This window comes from Streptomyces sp. NPDC032822 (genome assembly GCF_055578825.1).
The window spans coordinates 383,406-401,963 of sequence record NZ_JBVIOL010000005.1 but is presented as its reverse complement, the minus strand read 5'-3'; the positions used below and the strand labels follow the sequence as shown (position 1 = coordinate 401,963).

General features: G+C 73.1%; 12 protein-coding genes and 1 pseudogene. 9 read left to right on the top strand and 4 right to left on the bottom strand.

The window, feature by feature from the left end; genetic code table 11:
- Positions 1 to 50: 50 nt before the first annotated feature.
- Together ACZ5VD_RS17365 and ACZ5VD_RS17360 are read right to left on the bottom strand one after the other, a co-directional pair.
- Positions 51 to 4,289: a glycoside hydrolase family 38 N-terminal domain-containing protein gene (locus ACZ5VD_RS17365; RefSeq protein WP_468682619.1), complete on the bottom strand. Its 4,239-nt coding sequence runs from the start codon at positions 4,287 to 4,289 to the stop codon at positions 51 to 53.
- 141 nt (positions 4,290 to 4,430) lie between these two features.
- A complete protein-coding gene (locus ACZ5VD_RS17360) occupies positions 4,431 to 5,318 on the bottom strand; it encodes a MurR/RpiR family transcriptional regulator (RefSeq protein ID WP_468548180.1) in 888 nt (295 codons plus the stop codon).
- 122 nt (positions 5,319 to 5,440) lie between these two features.
- Here ACZ5VD_RS17360 and ACZ5VD_RS17355 point away from each other — a divergent pair, with 122 nt between their 5' ends.
- From ACZ5VD_RS17355 to ACZ5VD_RS17345, 3 genes are all read left to right on the top strand, one after another.
- Positions 5,441 to 6,205 carry a sugar isomerase domain-containing protein gene (locus tag ACZ5VD_RS17355; RefSeq protein WP_468548179.1) on the top strand — a complete coding sequence of 255 codons (765 nt, stop codon included), beginning with the start codon at positions 5,441 to 5,443 and terminating at the stop codon, positions 6,203 to 6,205.
- Between the two features lie 97 nt (positions 6,206 to 6,302).
- Positions 6,303 to 7,262, top strand: coding sequence for a hypothetical protein (locus ACZ5VD_RS17350; RefSeq protein ID WP_468682618.1), 960 nt, complete (start codon positions 6,303 to 6,305; stop codon positions 7,260 to 7,262).
- Positions 7,259 to 8,257 carry a hypothetical protein gene (locus ACZ5VD_RS17345; RefSeq protein WP_468682617.1) on the top strand — a complete coding sequence of 333 codons (999 nt, stop codon included), beginning with the start codon at positions 7,259 to 7,261 and terminating at the stop codon, positions 8,255 to 8,257. The genes ACZ5VD_RS17350 and ACZ5VD_RS17345 overlap by 4 nt, the downstream gene beginning before the upstream one ends.
- A gap of 38 nt (positions 8,258 to 8,295) precedes the next feature.
- Here the strand turns inward: ACZ5VD_RS17345 and ACZ5VD_RS17340 are convergent, their stop codons facing one another.
- Both ACZ5VD_RS17340 and ACZ5VD_RS17335 read right to left on the bottom strand, forming a co-directional pair.
- Positions 8,296 to 11,391 carry a beta-N-acetylglucosaminidase domain-containing protein gene (locus ACZ5VD_RS17340; protein WP_468682616.1) on the bottom strand — a complete coding sequence of 1,032 codons (3,096 nt, stop codon included), beginning with the start codon at positions 11,389 to 11,391 and terminating at the stop codon, positions 8,296 to 8,298.
- A 96-nt stretch (positions 11,392 to 11,487) separates the two neighbouring features.
- A pseudogene (locus tag ACZ5VD_RS17335) lies at positions 11,488 to 11,937 on the bottom strand (methyltransferase domain-containing protein); the annotation flags it as partial.
- Positions 11,938 to 12,069: 132 nt separating this feature from the next.
- Between ACZ5VD_RS17335 and ACZ5VD_RS17330 the strand changes: the two are divergent.
- The 6 genes from ACZ5VD_RS17330 to ACZ5VD_RS17305 all read left to right on the top strand — a co-directional run bounded on the left by ACZ5VD_RS17330 (position 12,070) and on the right by ACZ5VD_RS17305 (position 18,543).
- Positions 12,070 to 13,326, top strand: coding sequence for an ATP-grasp domain-containing protein (locus ACZ5VD_RS17330; RefSeq protein ID WP_468682685.1), 1,257 nt, complete (start codon positions 12,070 to 12,072; stop codon positions 13,324 to 13,326).
- On the top strand, positions 13,323 to 14,174 hold the full coding sequence (locus ACZ5VD_RS17325; protein ID WP_468548175.1) for a Rossmann-like domain-containing protein: 852 nt from the start codon (positions 13,323 to 13,325) through the stop codon (positions 14,172 to 14,174). Before ACZ5VD_RS17330 ends, ACZ5VD_RS17325 begins: the two co-directional genes overlap by 4 nt.
- Positions 14,171 to 15,295: a PLP-dependent cysteine synthase family protein gene (locus ACZ5VD_RS17320; protein ID WP_468548174.1), complete on the top strand. Its 1,125-nt coding sequence runs from the start codon at positions 14,171 to 14,173 to the stop codon at positions 15,293 to 15,295. Before ACZ5VD_RS17325 ends, ACZ5VD_RS17320 begins: the two co-directional genes overlap by 4 nt.
- On the top strand, positions 15,292 to 16,347 hold the full coding sequence (locus ACZ5VD_RS17315) for a mandelate racemase/muconate lactonizing enzyme family protein (RefSeq protein ID WP_468682615.1): 1,056 nt from the start codon (positions 15,292 to 15,294) through the stop codon (positions 16,345 to 16,347). The genes ACZ5VD_RS17320 and ACZ5VD_RS17315 overlap by 4 nt, the downstream gene beginning before the upstream one ends.
- Positions 16,331 to 17,584 carry an MFS transporter gene (locus tag ACZ5VD_RS17310; protein ID WP_468682614.1) on the top strand — a complete coding sequence of 418 codons (1,254 nt, stop codon included), beginning with the start codon at positions 16,331 to 16,333 and terminating at the stop codon, positions 17,582 to 17,584. Before ACZ5VD_RS17315 ends, ACZ5VD_RS17310 begins: the two co-directional genes overlap by 17 nt.
- Before the next feature lie 164 nt (positions 17,585 to 17,748).
- Positions 17,749 to 18,543, top strand: a complete 795-nt coding sequence (locus tag ACZ5VD_RS17305) for a class I SAM-dependent methyltransferase (protein WP_468548320.1) — start codon at positions 17,749 to 17,751, stop codon at positions 18,541 to 18,543.
- Positions 18,544 to 18,558: the final 15 nt, after the last annotated feature.

Sequence of the window (18,558 nt, the reverse complement as noted above, 5' to 3'; positions counted from 1 at the left end):
CGGAGGCGGGGCGGGCGGGTGCGGTGCGTGCGCGTGTCCGGTCGTCGGGTTCACGGTGTCACCTCCAGCTCCACGGCCTCCGTGTAGGCCACGCACCCGTGCCAGCCGACCTTCGCCATCAGCCAGTACGACCCCGGCTCCACCGCCGAGCCGTCCACCTCGATCACGACCTCCCGCTGCTCCCCGCCGGCCACGGTGAACCCCTGGACGCCCGGCCCGACCCCGGCCCAGGTGCCCCAGGACGACACGGCCCACAACTGGCCGCCGACCGGCCCGAGGGTGGTGTTGCGCAGGATCACCGGAACCCGGACGCGTCCGTCCCGGCGTACCGTGATCCGGTCGACTCCCAGCGTCGACACCAGGCTTGGACCGGACCGGCCTCCCGGTACGTCGAGCGCCACCACGTCCTCGTACGTCTGCCCGCCGTACGACAGCCGGGCCGCCAGCCGGTGCCGGCCGGGCTCGGCGTCCGCCGGTGGTGTCACCGTGACCTCCGCGAGGGTGAAACCGCCGGGGCCCAGTGCGTACGGCAGCTCGGCGGGCTCGACGGACCAGCCGGCCGGCACCTCGAAGGCGACCGTGCCCGACGCCGCGGAGTCGGTCAGCTCCGAGGACACCCGGACGGTCGCGGTGACGGGGCCGGAGACGGTGAGCGCGGTCGGCGAGACGTAGACGGCCACCGGAAGGTTGCCGCGCGGGGCCGGCCCGGAGTTGTGGAGCCAGTACCGGGTGTGGACCGGCTGGGCGGGCTCGTGCGCGGCGACACCGGGGCCGGGCTCCGCAGCGGCGCCCGCCGTCGGCGTGGCCAGCACGGTGGCCACCTCGAAGCCGGTCAGTCCGACGTCGAGGATCCCGTCCCGGTCCGGCGCCAGCCGTTCCCCGGGCCGCTCCAGTACGTCCGCACGCGTGCCCTGAGCCCACGGCGAGGGCCCGTGCACCCGGGCCCGCACCGGCCGCCCGTTCACCTCGTGCATCCGCACGACGACCCCGCGCCCCGGATCGGCCGCCGCCACGCTGCCCCGGGCCAGCGCGGAGCCGGCGGGCTTGAGGGCGTCGAGCAGTACCTCGCGGGCCGGCTCCAGGGTGAGCAGCGACGCGCTCCGGGGCAGCAGTCCGGTCCCGTCCCCGGTCCGCGGGCGTGCGCTGAGCGGATGGTTGAACTCGTGCCCGCGCGCGGGCAGTTCCAGCTCCCGCCAGTCGCCCTCGCCCGCCACCACGGCGTAGTCGAAGGTGTGCGACCAGCGCTGCAACTGGAACGCGGAACCGTCGGGGGCCGTGCGGCGCGGCGGATCCACCCAGATACCGGAGGGCCAGCCGGTGCAGGAGCGCATCAGGGACATGTACAGGTCGCCGGAGGTGGTGACCACGCAGCCGGGGGTGCCCCGGTTGAGGACGGCGAAGCCGCGCCCGTCCCAGTGGTCGCCCGGCGGCAGCGCCTCGCCGCCGCCCGCCGCGGTGGCCGTGACGGTGAAGTCGTCCAGGTCGGCGATGAGCGCCTCGACCGCCTTGGCGTCGTCCTCGGGCCCGGCACCCGCCACCACGAGCAGCGGCAGCCGCTCCAGGTCGCGCAGGTCGGCGCCGGGCACCCACTCCTCGCGCAGCCCGGCGCGCGGCGCGACCCACACGGCGGCCACGCCCCGCTCGGCCAGCTGCCGTCCGAGTTCCCGCCCGGCGGCCGGGTCCCAGCCGAGCGCCTCGGCGACCACCTGGTTGCGGTCGGGGCCGCCGACGGCGATCCGGATGTCGGGGAGGTTGGAGTCGACCTCCAGGTCGCCGTAGCGGGGGCCGCCCGCGAGGGTCGAGGTGGCGGTGACACCCGCGCGGACGAGGGCCGCGGCGAGGGGCGTGCCCAGCTCACCGGCGACCTCCCAGTCGGTGTACACCAGCTCGGCGACCCCGATCGAACGGTGGCCGAGGAGGTCGCCGGAGTCGTCCAGGACCGCGACCCGCGCGGTGGACCCCAGGCCGAACCAGGTGTTGGCCGGGTTGTCGAGCGTCCACGGGAACCGCTCGCTGTCCACCTCCACGAACCCGAAGCCGCGCCCGATGACGGCGTCCGCCACCTCGTGCACGGGCAGTCCGCCCCGCACGTCGGACGGCCAGCGCACCCGGATCAGCCGGTCGGCGCCGTCGTAGCCGTCGATCGTGGTGGAGACGTCGAGCCGGTCGACGCCGGTCCACAGGGTCAGCCGCTGGGTGTAGCGGAAGAGCCCGAGGTCGGCGCGGACGGTGATCCGGGATCCGGCGGGGGAGTGCTCGACATCGATGTCGGCCGGCACGTCCCGGCTGCGGGCGGCGGTCGTACCGGTCGGTGTGAGATGCCAGGGGCCCTCGCCGAAGCGCGGGTGCCTCGGGTACTCCTCCTGGACGACGAGTTCGTTGCCGATGTCGCCGGGTCGCAGCAGTTCCCGGCCGCCTTCGGCCAGGGTGCGCAGGCTGCTGACGCCGCCGCCGCGGACGGGGTCGACCGTCACCTCGTAGAACGCGTTGCGGATCGTCGTTCCCTCGCCCGGGGTCCAGCCGGGCACCGAACCGGGCGCGAGCGGGAGCGACTTGAGGCCCATGCCGGGGACCTCCGGTACGACGATCCGGAGCTGTCCGTCGTCCTCGCGCACGGCGGGCAGCGGTACGGAGGCGTCGTCCAGGGGGACGAGTCCGGGGTCGGCGACCGTGAGCACGTCCCGCCGCTGCCAGGTGGCCGGGTTGAAGACGACGAGATCGGTGCCGGAGCCGGGTCCCGGGGCCACCGCGTCGGCCAGGGCCCGGGTCGCGTCGGTGTGCACGGTCTCGGCGAGGTCGTACAGCTCCCGCCAGCCGGTGAGCAGGTCGATGTAGACCTGGTCGGACTCGGAGCCGGTGATGGCGTCGTGGTGGGCGCCGTAGACCAGCTGCCGCCAGGCCTTGTCGAGAGCGGCGTCGGGATAGGGGTGTCCGGTGACGAGGGTGGCGAGCGTCGCCCAGGCCTCGGCGTCGGCGAGGAGCGCCTCGCCGTACCGCTGGGCCTGCTTGGTGTCGATGTAGGAGACGTCCTTGCCGGTGTAGACCGGGTTCATGTCCCGGGTCTGCGGGGAGGCCTTGCGGCCCTCGGCCTCCAGCTCCGCGCGGACGGCGGCGAAGAAGTCCCGGGGGATCGCGCTGACGAACCGCGGCCAGACGTACCGCTCGTTCCAGTCGCGGTGGATGCCCATCACCCAGCGGCACGGCGGCGCGTAGTCACCGCCGACCGGGAGCAGCACGTTGCGGGTGAGCGCGACCTGCTTGAGCCCCTTGAACAGCTTGAGCGCGGCGGCCTCCGCCTCGGGCAGGGTCGGCGCGTTGTCGATGGCCCAGCCGGCGCCGTAGTGGTTGACCATGTAGGCGGTCAGCAGTCCGCGCCCGGAGGGGGCGATCCAGCTGAACTCGGCCGGGAACTGCATCCGCTTCGGGTCCCGCGGCTCCTCGCCGAAGACGGAGAGGGTCGGCCCCCACTGGTGGAAGGGGCCCCGCGCCCACGAACTCGACGTGACCCCGGCGTCCGCCATCAGCCCCGGGAACTGCGGATCGTGCCCGAACGCGTCCAGTTGCCAGGCGGTCTCCGGGGACGCCCCGATGATCCCGCGCTGGAACCCGTCGCCGTACAGCGCGTTGCGTACGGTCGCCTCGGCGCCGGTGAGATTGGTGTTCGGCTCGTTGTAGGTGCCGCCCATGATCTCGACACGGCCGGTGCGGATCAGCTCGCGCAGGAACGCGCGCTCCTCGGGGAAGGCGTCCCAGTACGGCTTGAGGTAGTCGACCTCCGCGAGCACGAAGGTGTACGCCGGGTCGCGCCGGGCCAGATCGCAGTGCGCCCGCACCAGGCTCATCCCGGACTGGCCGCGCGAGTCGAAGGTGCGGGCCGGCAGACCGGTGAGGGCGGGGTCGTCGGCGACGTCCCAGGTCTCGGTGTAGGCGGCCTGGGTGTTCCACCAGACGGGGTCGTAGTGGAAGTGGCTCACCATGAACATCGTCCAGCCCGGCTCGGCGACCGTGAACTCGCCTGTGTGCTCGTCGCGTTGGTCCCCGTCGGTGGCCGTGACGGTGATCGCGCGGCGCTCGCCGGGGGCGAGGCCCTCGGCCACCACGGGTATCTCGGCGCGCAGGGTGCCGTCGTCGGCCACCGTGGCGTCGGCCCGGCCGGTGACCCCGGGGCCCTCGACGGTGAGCCGGACGGTCCGGCCGGGAGTGTGGCTCAGCTCGACGGCCACCACCTGGCGGGGCCGCTCGGTGGTTCCGACGAAGAGCTCGGTCGACTCGACACAGGACACGCGCATGGGGCTCCTACCAGAATGCTCGGCGGAGCCCCATCGTGGCACCGAGGAGGTGGTTCAAACAACCATCTTTGTGTTTCCTCGGTGGTTCATCCATGCATCTTCGGCCGTGATCGAGGAGTGCCGCCCCGGCCGGTCCCGGTGTCAGCGCGTGCGGCGGCCCTTCACCGTGTGGCCCGGGGTGATGTGGTCGGTCAGTGCCAGGGAGGCGCTCGCGCGCTGGTAGGAGAGCTGGGCGACCCGGACGTAGAGGCAGTCGATGAGGACGAGCACCGAGTGCCGGCCGCCGATGCTGCCGGTGTGCAGGAAGCTGGTCTCCGAGGTGGCGGAGATCAGACGGAGGTCGGCGGCCTTGGCGAGCGGTGAGCGCGGGTCGGAGGTGATCGCCACGGTGGTGGCGCCGCGCTCCTTGGCCAGCTCGAACGGCTCGATGGTCTCCCGGGTGGCGCCCGAGTGCGAGATGCCGATGGCGACGTCCGCCGGGGTGAGCAGGGCGGCGGAGGTGGTCGCCCCGTGCACCTCGGTCCAGCCGCGTACCGAACAGCCGATGCGGAACAGCCGGGTCTCGGTCTCCTGCGCGACCGCGCCGCTGCCGCCGACGCCGTACACGTCGATCCGCCGGGCGCGGGCCATGGCCTGGGCCGCGCGCTCGATCGCGTCGAGGTCGATCCGGTCGATGGTCTGCTGGACCGCGCGCAGGTCGGCGGTGCCGACGACCTGCACGACCCGCTCCAGGTCGTCGTCCGGGGAGATGTCCGGACCGATCTCCGCGGTGCCCCAGTCGGACACCTCGCCCCGGCCGCGCTCCTGCGCCAGCTCGATCAGCAGGTGCTGGTAGGAGTCCAGGCCGATCGCCCGGCAGAAACGCGTCACCGTCGCCTGCGAGGTGCCGGTGCGGCGGCCCAGCTCGGCGGCCGAGCAGTGGGTGACGGCGGCCGGATCCTCCAGGATCAGCTCGCCGACCTTCCGCAGGGAGCCCGCCAGCCGGGGCAGCTCGGTGCGGATCAGTGTGGTGACGTCCGTCGAGGGCATGGGAAAGAATGTATCAGCCACCGTTCATGGTGCGGATTGAATACCAGGACCGCTCATGATTTATTGATTCACCGCTGGGGACGTATAGGGTGGTTCAATCCATCAGTAGTGGGGAGTGTCGCGTGTCCGTCGAGTCCGTCAGCGCCCAGGGGTTCGCGCGCGAGAGCCTGGGCGTCCTCCAGCACATCACCGAGTCCGCCCGCGAGGACGTGGCCCGAGCCGCCGAACTGATCGCCGAGTGCGTCCGCACCGACGGCGTCATCCACGCCTTCGGCACCGGCCACTCCCAGGCACTCGTCCTCGAACTCGCCGGCCGCGCGGGCGGGTTGGTGCCCACCAACCGGCTCAGCATCGCCGACCTCGTCCTCTACGGAGGCGACGACCCGGCCGTCCTCGACGACCCGCTCCTGGAACGCCGACCCGGGGTGGCCACGCGCCTCTACGATCTGGCCGCCCCGCGCACCCAGGACCTCTTCGTCATCGTCTCCAACTCCGGTGTCAACAACGTCATCGTCGAGATGGCCCTGCACGCCAAGGAGCAGGGACACCGCATCCTGGCCCTCACCTCCCTCAGCCACACCCACGCCGTCCCGGCCGGCCACGCCAGTGGCAAGAAGCTCGTCGACCTCGCCGATGTCGTCCTCGACAACGCGGCCCCGCGCGGCGACGCGCTGCTGGAACTGCCGGGCGGGGGCGCGGTGTGTGCCCTGTCCACGCTGACCGGGGTGATGCTGGTGCAGATGGCGGTCGCGGAGGCGTCCGCGGTACTGCTCGCCGCGGGGCAACGACCGCCGGTGTACGTCTCGGCCAACGTGCCCGGCGGCTTCGAGGGCAACCTCGAACTGGAGAAGCGGTACGCCGGGCGGATCCGGCGCACCGCGAGCTGAGGTTCCCGGCACCCGTGGAGCTCTCCGCCGTCGCCTGATCGGGTGAGCCCACGGGATCCGGGCGGGCCCGCCGGCGGGCCCGTGCTGGGATGACGGGGTGAGTGAGAGCAACAGCCCGCCGAGCGACCCGCCCGATCCGCCGCCGTCACCCACGCCCCCCTCTCCCCGGTCGCGTCGCCGTGTCGGGCGGGCGGCGGAGGCCTTCCTTCAGGCCCGGTACGGGGAGCTGCCCCCGGCGGGCGGGAACCGCTCCGTCTGGGTCTCCCTCAAGGTCGTCACAGGCGTGGTTCTGCTGCTGGCCGGCACCGTCTTCGCCTTCGAGGCGGACCTCTTCGGCACCGAGGGACGCACCCGCGAGCAGGAGAAGGTCGACGAAGAGCTCGACCGCGAACGGGCGCCCATCGACGCCTCGATGGTGGAGCACTGGTCGGAGGGCAGTGCCCTCTACTACGTGCTGGACCGGCGCCTGACGAGCGGCGAACGGAACCGGCTGCGGGGCGGCGGTCACGTGGGCTACCTGACCAAGACGCTCAAGGCCCGCCCCCTGGAGGCCGGACACTGCGGCCGGCGGTGCGGGCGGGTGCAGTACTTCCTGAAACTGAGCAGTCAGAAGACCCAGGATCAGATCAACGTCACCGACTTCTCCGTCCGGGACCTGAAGTGCACCCCGGTTCGCTCGGACGACACCACGCTCTTCCTCCTGCCGTCAGGAGAGAGCAGTGTGCCCACGCCGCTGTCGGTCGACCTGTCCGTCACCCGTCCGACCTTCATGGTGGAGGACGTCGACAACGGAGGCAGTGTTCCGTACAGCCGGAACGGGGGTGAGGTGCTGGGGAGCGGGGCGAAACCCTCCACCTTCGCGATCGACGTCGACGCGCGTTCCCGGTGCACCTGGACCCTGGAGCTCTCCTACCTCCCGAACGGTCCCGACCAGGAGCTGAGGCCCTTCGTCGTCAAGAAGGGGCTTCGTGGCGAACCGATCCCCGAGAACCCGGCTGAGACCTGGGTCTTCGACGTCGGGTCCTGGCGTGAGGCCGACGAGAGGGACGCGTCGTGAGCGTTCGCGCGGGGTGGCGGCGCGGCCTCCTGGCGGCCGTCGCGGTGACGGCGGTCCTGTCCGGCTGCACCTCGGGCACCGGAGAGGAGCCGGCCGTCCACGACGACGCGGCGCGCTCACCGGCGCGGTACAGCACCCCGCACACACCGCGGGTGCCCGACCTCCCCGAGAAGCCCTGCCCGTCGGACGACGTCATCCACACCCAGGCGTGGGGACTGGCGTCGCACGACCCCGAGTCGATGGCGTCGGTGACGGCCAAGGTCTGCGCCGGGAACTACGTCGCCATCGAGTCGCTCTTCCCCGGCGACCCCCAGCACGACTACGGACTCGGGGTCGTGCGCGACGGAAGGATCAGTCTGAGTGTGCCGGGCGATCCGGGCAACCCGTGGCAGCGAGAGATGGTCACCTGCCTCAACAAGGATCTCGGCAGGGCCCCGAAGGTGATCCAGGAGTTCTTCGGCTGCTACCGATGGGGCGTCGGCGAACCGTCGGCGCGACAGACCGCGGTGGCCCGCACGGTCAAGGACTGGTTCACCGCCGTCGGGTCGCTGGATTCCGGCCGCCGCCACGCGAGTTCGACCCGGGCACTGTGCGACCTCTACGCCCCCGGCATCCAGCGGGAGTTCACCGATGCGCTCGCCGAGTCCGACGTCGTCCGGTCCGCGTACGACTGCCCCGCCTACATGGTCGGCTTCATCATGGCCAACCTGCGGGCCCAGGCGCGGCAGAGGGAGCTTCTGCGAGTGAACGTCGACGCCCGCAAGGTCCAGGTCTCCGGCGACCGGGCGGCGGTCATCCGGGAGGCCTACGACGTGAACCCCCTGGACCCCGCCAGCGGGCTGCCCGGCGATGAACAGGCGCCGTGCCGGGACGCGTACAAGGAGGACGCCGTCATCTTCCTCGTACGCGTCGGTGACGCGTGGAGGATCCGTGACCTCAGGAGTGGGAGCCGGGGGGTCGCGTACGTGGGCTGCGTCGACGGGAGACCGGCATAGCGCCGGTCTCCCGTCAAGGGGCCCTGCGGCCACCGCTGTTACTCCACGGGCACCGGCGTGAGAGCGACGGCCAGCGGATAGGCGCCGGTCTTCAGGGCGGCCTTCGCGGTGCCGGTCGCGGTGTCGACCGGCACCAGCGTGTTCCCGTCGGCTGTCGTGACGTACGCCGTGGCGCCGCTCCAGTCCAGGCCGACGTCGAACGCCGACCTGCCGACGGTGATCCGCTTGCCCGGCGCGCCCGTGACCGTGTCGACGGGGGTGACGCTGTCGCCGTCGCTGGGGCTGACCCACAGGGTCCGCCCGTCCGGTGAGAGGGCGAGACCGTAGGCCTGGCCGGTGACCAGGAGGGTCGGTTCGGTGTCGTTGGTGGCGGTGTCGATCGGAGTGACCGTCGAGCCGCCGGAGTTGGACACGTACACCGTCCTCCCGTCCGGCGCGGCCACGACGTTGAAGGGGCGTGGGCCCACGGGGACGGCGGTCCCGGCCTTCCCGGTGGCGAGGTCGACGGGCGTGACCGTGTTGTCGTGGATGTCGGCCACATAGAGGGTCTTGCCGTCGGGGGTGATCGCCATGTTCTCCGGCCCGGAACCGACCGTGACGGGCGGGCCCGCGGTGAGGGTGCCGGTGTCCACGGGCTGGACCGTGCCGTCCGTGTAGTTGGCGACCCAGAGCGTGCCGCCGTCCGGTGTGAGGGCCAGGCCGGCGGGGACCTTGCCGACGGCCACCGTGGCGGTCACCCTGCCGCTCGCCACGTCGATCACGCTGACCGTGTTCGCACCCTGGTTGGCGGCGTACGCGGTCCGTCCGTCGGCGCTCACGACCACCTCGCCCGGGTTGGCGCCGACACCGATGTCGGTGTGCTTCCCGGTGGAGAGGTCGACGGAACTGACGGAGGAGCCGCTGAAGTTGGCGGTCAGCGCCTTGAACGTGCCTGCCGTGTCCGTGACCTGGACCGGAATCGCACGGGAGAGGATCCCGTCGCCCGAGACCACCACGGAGTGCACGCCCGCGGTCTCCCCGGTCAGCGTGACGGTCGCCGAGGCGCTGCCCCCGGCGGGGACGGTCGCGGTGCCCTCGGCCGGCGAGGCGGTGACGCCCTCGGGAACGTCCAGCTTCCAGGAGACCGTCCTGGCCGCTGTGGACCGCTCGTCGGACAGGGTGAGCGTCACGGTCCGTGCGGCGCCCGGCTGCAGGGACGCGGAGGCGGGGGAGAAGGCGGCGTCGACGCCGGGGTCCGGGGCGTTCTCCAGCATCGTCGTGTAGAGGAACTGGTCCATGACACCGGGCGAGACCTGCTCGGGTACGGCGTCCAGCGCCTTGCGCTCACCCCGGAGCCGGTTCCAGTACGTGGCGACCGCGTCGGTGTCGCCCCGCTCGTCGGCGAGGAGCAGGTCGACGGCCGTCCGGCCCGCGGTGCCGTAGGCGCCGAGCTTGTCCAGCCAGGCGGCGGTCTCGGTGAGGAACCCCGGGTTGTCCAGGCGGGCCCGCAACCGGGCGGGTGTGGCGGCCATGTCGGCGAAGTAGGACGACAGCCGGGCGGCGGCGCGGTCGAGGCCGCCGTCCTGCTCGTGGGCCGTGCGGAAGTCGGCGATCAGGCGGGTGAGGGTGGGGGACTCGGTGGGGTCGAGCGAGGAGGAGTGGTTGTTCTCGGCGAAGATGCGGAGCCACTTGGCGGCGCCGGTTCCCGACGCGGCGAGGTCGCGGACGGAGGCGAGGAAGGCCGCCCGTGGGTCGTAGGCCTCCGGGTTCCACAGATAGGCGGCCGACGTGAACAGTGCGAGCCGGCTCGCCTCGCCCTGGACCATCGGGTTGGCGGTCACTCCGGTCGCGGCGCTCGCCACGCCCGCCTCGCGGCCCGTGTAGGGGCCGAGCAGCAGACGGCTGGTGACGTAGTCGTTGACCGGGTAGTTGTCCCAGACCAGGATCGGATGGCCGTACAGCTCACGGGCCTGCGCGACCTGCTCGGCGGTGATGGTCGGCGCGATCACGCCGACGCCGGTCCACTCCACGACGACGGACGGGTCCAGCCGCTCCCGCAGCGCCTTCTTGTAGGGGGAGTCGGCGAGGTCGGAGTACTCGGTGGGGACCATCTCCAGGGGCTTCAGGTCGGTGTGTTCGGCGGAGAAGTCCTGCCAGACCCGGTTGAGCAGATGGGCCTGCGCGGCGCCGGCCGCACCGCCCCCGGTGCCGAACTCCCTCTCGTCCTCGGCGCAGTTCCACTTCGTGTAGCTGATGTCGTCCAGTGGGACCGCGAAGGAGCGGACACCGATCGCGTACAGCGAGTCGAACTTGGTGGTGAGGGCCTTGATGTCGGCCTCGGAGGAGTAGCAGACCGACAGGCCGGGGGAGAGGGCGTAGGTGAAGCGGACGTGGTCGGCGGCGGCCCGGTCGACGAGCTCCTTCAACCGGGCGAGTTCGGCCGCCGGGTAGGCGTCGCGCCAGCGGGCGCGCAGATACTCGTCGTCCTTGGGGGAGTAGACGTAGACGTTCTGCTTCGTGCGTCCGTAGAAGTCGAGTTGGCGCAGTCGCTCGGCGTGGGTCCAGGGGGTGCCGTAGAAGCCCTCGACGACTCCGCGCAGGGCGGCGGTGGGCCAGTCACGAATGCTGACCTCGGGCAACACGCCGTTGGCGTCGACCAGTTGGCGCAGGGTCTGGGCCGCGTAGAAGGTGCCGGTGGGGTCGACGCCGGACAGGGCGAGGAGGGACCGTCCGTGGTGGCGGCCCGATGCCAGGACGTAGCCGCCGGAGGCGAGGCCCGCCGGGGAGGCGGCGCCCAGTCGCCGCAGTGCCCTGCCGGTGGCGCCGTTCTCGCCGGGGCCGCCGAGATAGACGGTGAGCCCGGCCGGGGGAGGCTTCTCACCGGCGTCGACGGTGGTGATCCGGTCGGCTCCGGCGGCGCGCAGCACGGCCTCGACGACCCGCCGGGCCGACGGGTCGGTGCCGGGGCCGACGACCTCGACGACCCGGTCGGGCACGGTGAGCCGGTGGGGTCCCGTGTGCATGCTCTGAGGGGTCGGCCAGACCTGCGGTGCGGTCGGGCGGGGCGCCGCCGACGCCTGGCCCGTCGGGGTCGCGAGTCCGACCGCCATCAGCAGGGCGAGGGCGGTGCGTCGGACACGAGTGGGTGGAGGCACGGGTTCTCCTCGGGAGGCCGTGGGTGAATGTATCCACCGACTGATGTTAGAGATGTTGAATCAATCATTCAATGGTGTGAGGGGGACGGAAGGGCCTCAGTCCCGCCGCGCCACCAGCCGGTACGCGTTGGACAGTCCCAGCCGCCCGGACAGGGGCTTCACCACGAAGCGGTCCAGGGCCGTGCCCAGCAGGAAGGCCGGGACACCGGCGATCAACAGGGCCGCGCGCAGGGTGCGTCGGAGGGCGGTCGGTGGGGTGGGGAGCCAGGGGGGGTCGCGGGGGGCCGCGGCGTCCAGGGCAAGCCAGGCCGCGGCCAGGAGGTCGACGGGGTCATGGGGTTCGGCGTGCTGTTCGGCGACGACCGTGAAGCCGAGGTCCGTGAGGCGGCGGCGCAGGTTCTCGACCGGGACGAAATGCAGGTGCTGCGGCTGGAGCCAGGGCAGCCACCAGCGGCCCAGGAGACGGGCGTAGCGGCTGTCGGGGTCGGGGACCTCGATGAGGAGGTGGCCGCCGGGGCGGATCGCCCGGTACGCGGCCCGCAGTTCGAGGCCGGCAAACGGGCTGGTAAATGAAAATGATTATCGATAGCTTGTCCATGTGTAAAGCCCGGCCCCCTCCCGACGGAGGGGCCGCCGGGCTGCCCTGCCGTCTGAACTCATGGCATGAAAAGGGGAGTTGTGGCTCATCTGCTGGTGGTCGAGAGCTGGGTCGGATCGATGAGCAGACTGCTGCCGCGGGCGATCCGGGAAGGCGGGCACGATTTCACGTTCCTCACCCGCGACCTGCACCACTACCTGCGCTCGGCCCCCGAGGGCGTGGCCCACCCGCTGCTCGGCGCCCGCAACGTGATCACCGCCGACACCAACGACGCCGCGACCCTGCTGCCCGAGGTGGAACGGCTGCACGCCGTGCTGCGCTTCGACGGCGTACTCACGTCCTGCGACTACTACCTGCCGACGGCGGCCCGCATCGCCGGCCGGCTCGGCCTGCCCGGACCGGGCCCCGAGGCCGTGGAGGACGCCTGCCGCAAGGACGCCACCCGCCGGGTCCTCGCCGACGCCGGGGTGCCCGGCCCGCGCTTCGCCGTGCACGAGGAGTGGGCCGACCTCGCGCGGGCCGCCCGGGAGATCGGCTACCCGCTGGTCGTCAAGCCCGTCGACCTGTGCGCGGGCATGTACGTCCGCCGCGTCGACGACGAGGGTGAACTCGCCGACGCCGTACGCGCGCTGGCCGCGTTCCCGGTCAACGCCCGCGGCCAGCGCCGCACCCCCGCCGTACTCGTCGAGGAACTGCTCGACGGACCCGAGGTGAGTGTCGAGACCGTGTCGCACGCGGGCGCCGTCCATGTCGTCGGCGTCACCGACAAGAGCATCGGCGGCGCCCCCGCCTTCATCGAGACCGGCCACATGTTCCCCGCCGCCCTCACCGCCGCCGACACCGAGGCCGCCGAGCACACCGCCCTCGCCGCGCTCAAGGCCCTCGGCCTGGTCGACGGCGTGGTGGCGCACACGGAGATCAAGCTGACCTCGACCGGCCCGCGCCTCGTCGAGGTCAACCCCCGCCCCGCCGGGAACCGCATCACCGAACTCGTCCGCCACGTCACCGGCATCGACCTCGCCGCCGCCTGCGTGGACGCGGCCCTCGGCCGTGCACCCGACCTGCGCCGCACCGAGACCGGTCTGCGCAGCGCCGCCGTCGGCTTCCTCGTACCGGACCACGCGGGCACCCTCGAAACCCTCGATGCCGGTGAACTCCAGGATGCGCCAGGGGTGTTGGAGGTCCAACTCGCCGAGCCGGGCACGGCGGTGAAGGTGGCCGGCAGCAACAACGAGTACCTCGGCCATGTGATGGCCGGCGACCCCGAGGGCCCCGGCGCCCGCGACCGCGTCGCCTCCCTGCTCGCCGGGATACGCGCGGGACTGGTGATCCGATGACCACCCTCACGCCCCGACCCCCGACCTACGACTCCTGCTCGTACGACGATCTCGTCGCCCGGGTCCGCGCCGGCGCCCTGGGCCCCGACCCGGCCACCCTGCGGATCGCCGTCGCCTTCGCCACCCGGCAGGCCGTACGGCACGACGGACGCGGAACCGGATACCGCAACGAGGTCCTCAGCCTGCGGCTCGCGGAGGCCGTCGGATCCTGCGCGGTGGAGCCGGGCAGCCTGCCCGACGGGGCGCTCGACGACTGCGTGGGCGCGACCGTGGCCCGCCTCCTGGAGCACCCGCTGCCACCGGTGCGGGTGGCCGCCCTCGACGCCTACCTGATGCACGTCACCCCGCACACCCCGGAGCACGGGGCGCTCGCCGTCCCGCTGCCCGCCGGGTCGTCGTTGGAGAAGTCCCGGACCCGGGCGCGGGCCGTCGTCGAGCTGCTCGCGCCGCCCGGCCTGCCGGCCGGCTCCACCGTCCTCGTCGTCGGAGTCGTCAACTCCCTTCTGGAACAGCTGCGTTCACACGGACTGCGGTACATCCCCTGCGACCTCAAGGGCGGGGAGACCGAGTGGGGCGAGGCGGTCGTCACCGACGCGCTCGCCGCGGCCGACTCCTGCGACGCGCTGCTCGTCTCCGGCATGACCCTCGGCAACGGCACCTTCGAACCCCTGCGGCGGCACGCGCTCGCCCACGACAAGCCGCTGGTGATGTTCGCCCAGACCGGCAGCGCCGTCCTGCCCCGCCTTCTCGGGCACGGGGTGAGCGCGGTGTGCGCGGAGCCGTACCCCTTCTTCTGGCTCGACGGCGGGCCCGGCACCGTCCACCGCTATGCGGGAGCCGCTCGATGACCGCCACCGCCCTGCGCCCCGCCGCCCGGCAGGAGTTGCTCGCACTGCTCGGCCGGACGCCGGTCGTGCGGGTCACCACCGACCTGCCCGGCGCCCACCCCGGGTTCTGGGCCAAGCTCGAAGGGCTCGCGGCCGGCGGGATGAAGGCACGGGCCGCCGTGTCGATGCTGCTGGGCGCCCGTGAGCGCGGCGAACTGCGGCCCGGCGCCCCGGTCGTGGAGTCCACCTCCGGCACCCTCGGCATCGGCCTCGCGTTCGCCGGGCAGGCCCTCGGGCATCCGATCGTGCTGGTCGGCGACCGCGAACTGGAGCCGTCGATGCGGCAGTTGCTGCGCTCCTACGGCACCCGACTGGAACTCGTCGACTCCCCGGCCGTCCCCGGCGGCTGGCAGGGCGCCCGGCTCGCCCGGCTGCGCGAACTGCTCGCCGAACTCCCCGGCGCCTACTGGCCCGACCAGTACAACAACCCCGACAACACCGCCGGATACGCCTCCCTCGCCGCCGAACTCACCCACCAGCTCGACCACGTGGACATCCTGGTGTGCAGTGTCGGCACCGGCGGCCACAGCGCGGGCGTCATCGGCCCGCTGCGCCGGCACTGGCCCGCCCTGCGGCTCATCGGCGTCGACGCCACCGGCTCCACCATCTTCGGCCAGCCCGCCCGCCCCCGTCTGATGCGCGGCCTCGGCAGCAGCATCCACCCGCGCAACGTCGCCTACGACGCCTTCGACGAGGTCCACTGGATCGGCCCCGCCGAAGCCGTGGACAGCTGCCGCCGACTGGCCCGCGGCAGCTTCGTCAGCGGTGGCTGGAGCACCGGGGCCGCCGCCCGCGTCGCCGCCTGGGCGGCCCGGGTCCACTCCGGCGCGGTCGTCGCCACCGTCTTCCCGGACGGCCCGCACCGCTACCTCGGCACCGTCTTCGACGACGACTTCACCACCGCCCACGGCCTCGACCCCGCCACCGCCGCCACCCGGCCGGTGGAGATACCGCACCCGTACGCGGCCGAGGCGGCCGGCTGGGTGCGGTGCACGAGGGTCAGCGATCCGCTCGCCGGTCTCCAGCCCGTGGACCGGCCACGGAACCACCCCTCGCACCTGCCCCTGGAAGGGACCCCGTGAAGGCCCGCCTGCGCACCGAACGCCTCGTCCTCGCCGAGCCGTTGCGTATCTCCCGCTCCACCATGTCCGCACGCGAGGCGGTGTGGCTGAGCGTCGAGCACGACGGGCTGCACGGCCACGGGGAGGCCGTCACCAGCGTGTACTACGGCCTCGACGCCGAGACGCTCCTACGGCATCTCGCGGCCGTGGAGTGGCATCGGTTCGGGGATCCCGAAGGGGCCCTGGAAGCCCTGCGGGAAGGGGAGTTGACGGAGTCCGGCACTCCGCCCGCCGTCACCGCGGCCGTCGAGTCCGCCCTCCTCGACCTGGTCGGACAGCGGGCGGAGACGCCGGTGTACGCCCTGCTGGGCGCCGCCGCGCCACCCGTGGCCGCCACCGCCCGCACCATCGGCATCACCACACCCGGGCGGGCGGCAGCCGAGGCCCGTCGCCTGGCCGCCCGCGGCTTCCGGGTGATCAAGGTCAAGGCGGGCACGCCCGACCCCGAGGACGACATGGAGCGCGTCCGGGTCGTCCGGGACGCGGCACCCCACGTCCGGCTGCTCCTCGACCCCAACGGCGCCTGGACCCCCGCGCAGGCCAGGGCCCTGCTGCCCCGGTACGCCGACCTCGGCGTCGAGGCCGTCGAGCAGCCCCTCGCCCCCGGCGACCCCGAGGCGCTGGCCGCCCTCGCCGCCCGCTCGCCCCTGCCCGTCATCGCCGACGAGGACGCCGTGGACCTCGACGACGTGCGCCGCCTCGCCGGACGGGTGCACGGCGTCAACGTCAAGCTCGCCAAGTGCGGCGGGGTCCACGCGGCCCTGCGCATCGCGGGGGCCATCGAGGGCAGCGGCACGGAGCTGATGCTCGGCTGCCTCACCGCCAGCACCCTCGGCCTCGCCCCGGCCGTCCACCTCGCCGACCGCGCCCGCTGGACCGACCTCGACGGACACCTGCTGCTGGCCCACGACCCGTGGTCCGGAATCGGCGGCGCCGACGGCGTCGTCCGCGCGAACGGCCGTCCCGGCCTGGGTGTCGAGGAGACGGAGGCGACACGTGCACACGTGGCGTGAGATACGCGGCTTCCCGACGGCCGTCCGGCTCCTCCTGGTCAACCAGCTCGGCGTCAACACCGGCTTCTACCTCCTCATCCCCTACCTCGCCACCCACCTCACCGACAACCTGGGCATGTCCGCGGCCGTCGTCGGGGTCGTCCTCGGCGTGCGCAACCTCAGCCAGCAGGGCCTGTTCATCATCGGCGGCTCCGCGGCCGACCGGCTCGGCGCGCGGGGCGTCATCATCGCCGGCTGCGCGCTGCGCACGGTCGGGTTCGCGCTGTTCGCGCTCGGCGACGGACTGCCGGTGCTGCTCGCCGCGTCCGTGCTCAGCGGGCTCGCCGGGGCGCTGTTCAACCCGGCCGTGCGGGCCTATCTCGCGCAGGAGGCCGGGGAGCGCAAGGCGGAGGCGTTCGCCCTGTTCAACGTGTTCGCCACCACCGGCGCCCTGATCGGCCCCCTGCTGGGCAGCGCGCTGCTCCTCGTCGACTTCCGCACCTCCGCGCTGACCGCCGCCGGGATCTTCGCCGTCCTCACCGTGGCGCAGGCCCTGGTGCTGCCCGCGCGGAAGGTCGAGCCCAGCGGGAGCGGGGTCCTCGCGGACTGGCGTGAGGTCCTCGGCAACCGGGCCTTCCTGGCCTTCGCCCTCGCCATGGTCGGCATGTTCACCCTGGAGAACCAGCTCTATCTGCTGCTGCCCGAGGGGGCCCGGCAGGCCACCGGCTGGGACGGGGCGGCCGGCCTGGTCTTCCTCGTCGGCACCCTCGCCAACCTCGCACTCCAGATGCGGATCACCCGCTCCCTCAAGTCCCGGGGCAACCAGGCGGGTTGGATCGCGGCCGGACTCGCGGTGATGGGCCTGGCGTTCCTGCCACCGGCTCTCGCCCCCGACTCCGGCGGGCCCCTCGCCCTCGCCGCCGTCCTGCTCGGCACCCTGCTCCTCTACCTCGGCGTCATGATCGCCTCGCCCTTCGTGATGGAGCTGATCCCCGGCTTCGGCCGCCCCGAGCTGACCGGCACGTACTTCGGGATCTTCTACGTCGTCTCCGGCATCGCCGCCGCCGTGGGCAACGCCGTCGTCGGCTGGGCCATGGACGCCGGCGACCACGGCGGCGCCGACTGGCTGCCGTGGCTGTGCTGCGCCCTCCTCGGGCTGGCCTCGGCGGGCGGAATGGCGTGGCTGCGACGCGCCGGCGCACTGCCCGCGAGCCCGGAACCGGCATCGGCGACACCGGCGGAGAGGAGCAGGACGTGAGCGGGGAGGCGGACGAGCGGGTGGCCGGAGGGTCGGAGCGGCGCGTGTCTGGCGGGGCCGGGCAGCGGGTGAACCGCTCGGAGGAGCGGCGGGTGACGGGTGGGGCGGGGCAGGGTGTGGTCGGCGGAGGCGAGCGGCGGGTGGCCGGAGGGTCGGAGCGGCGTGTGGCCGGACGCAACCTCCTCACCGACAACCCCGCCCTGTACGAGGCCCGTTTCCCCGACGTCGACCGGCTCGCCGGACGCTGGGCGGAGGACTGCCTGCGCCGGTACGGCACCGGGCCACGGGTCCTCGACATGGGCTGCGGCACCGGCCGGGACGCGGCCCACCTGCACCGGGCCGGCCGTACGGTGACCGGCGCCGACCTCTCCGAGGCGATGCTCGCGCACGCCCGCGCCCACCACCCCGGCCCCTGCCATGTCCGGGCCGACCTGCACGACTTCGACTTCGGCCCGGCCGTGTTCGACGCCGTCGTCTGCCTGGACAGCTCCCTGCTGTACTGCCACACCAACGCCCAGCTCGACGGCTTCCTCGCCTCCTGCCGCCGCGCCCTCGCCCCGGGCGGACTGCTGGTCGCGGAGATGCGCAACGGCGCCTACTTCCTGGGCCGCACCGACCTGCTCGACACCCCGACCGTTCACGCCGTCGGCTGGCAGGGCGTCAACTACCGCTCCACCACCACCCTGTTCGTGGACCGCAGCGCCCAACTGCTGCGCCGAACCCGCGTCTGGACGTCCGACGACGGCGCGCCGCCCGTCGAACAGCACTCCGCCTGGCGGCTGTTGTTCCCGCAGGAGCTGCGGCACTTCCTCGCCGCCCACGGCTTCGAGGTCCTCGACCTCCACGACGGCCCCGGCCCGCGTACCGAACCCCCCTGGCGGGAGGGCGATCCGCCCGGCCCGGCCACCGACGGGGACCGCCTGCACCTCGTCGCCCGCCGTACACACACCACCCACTGACCCGCACCACCCACA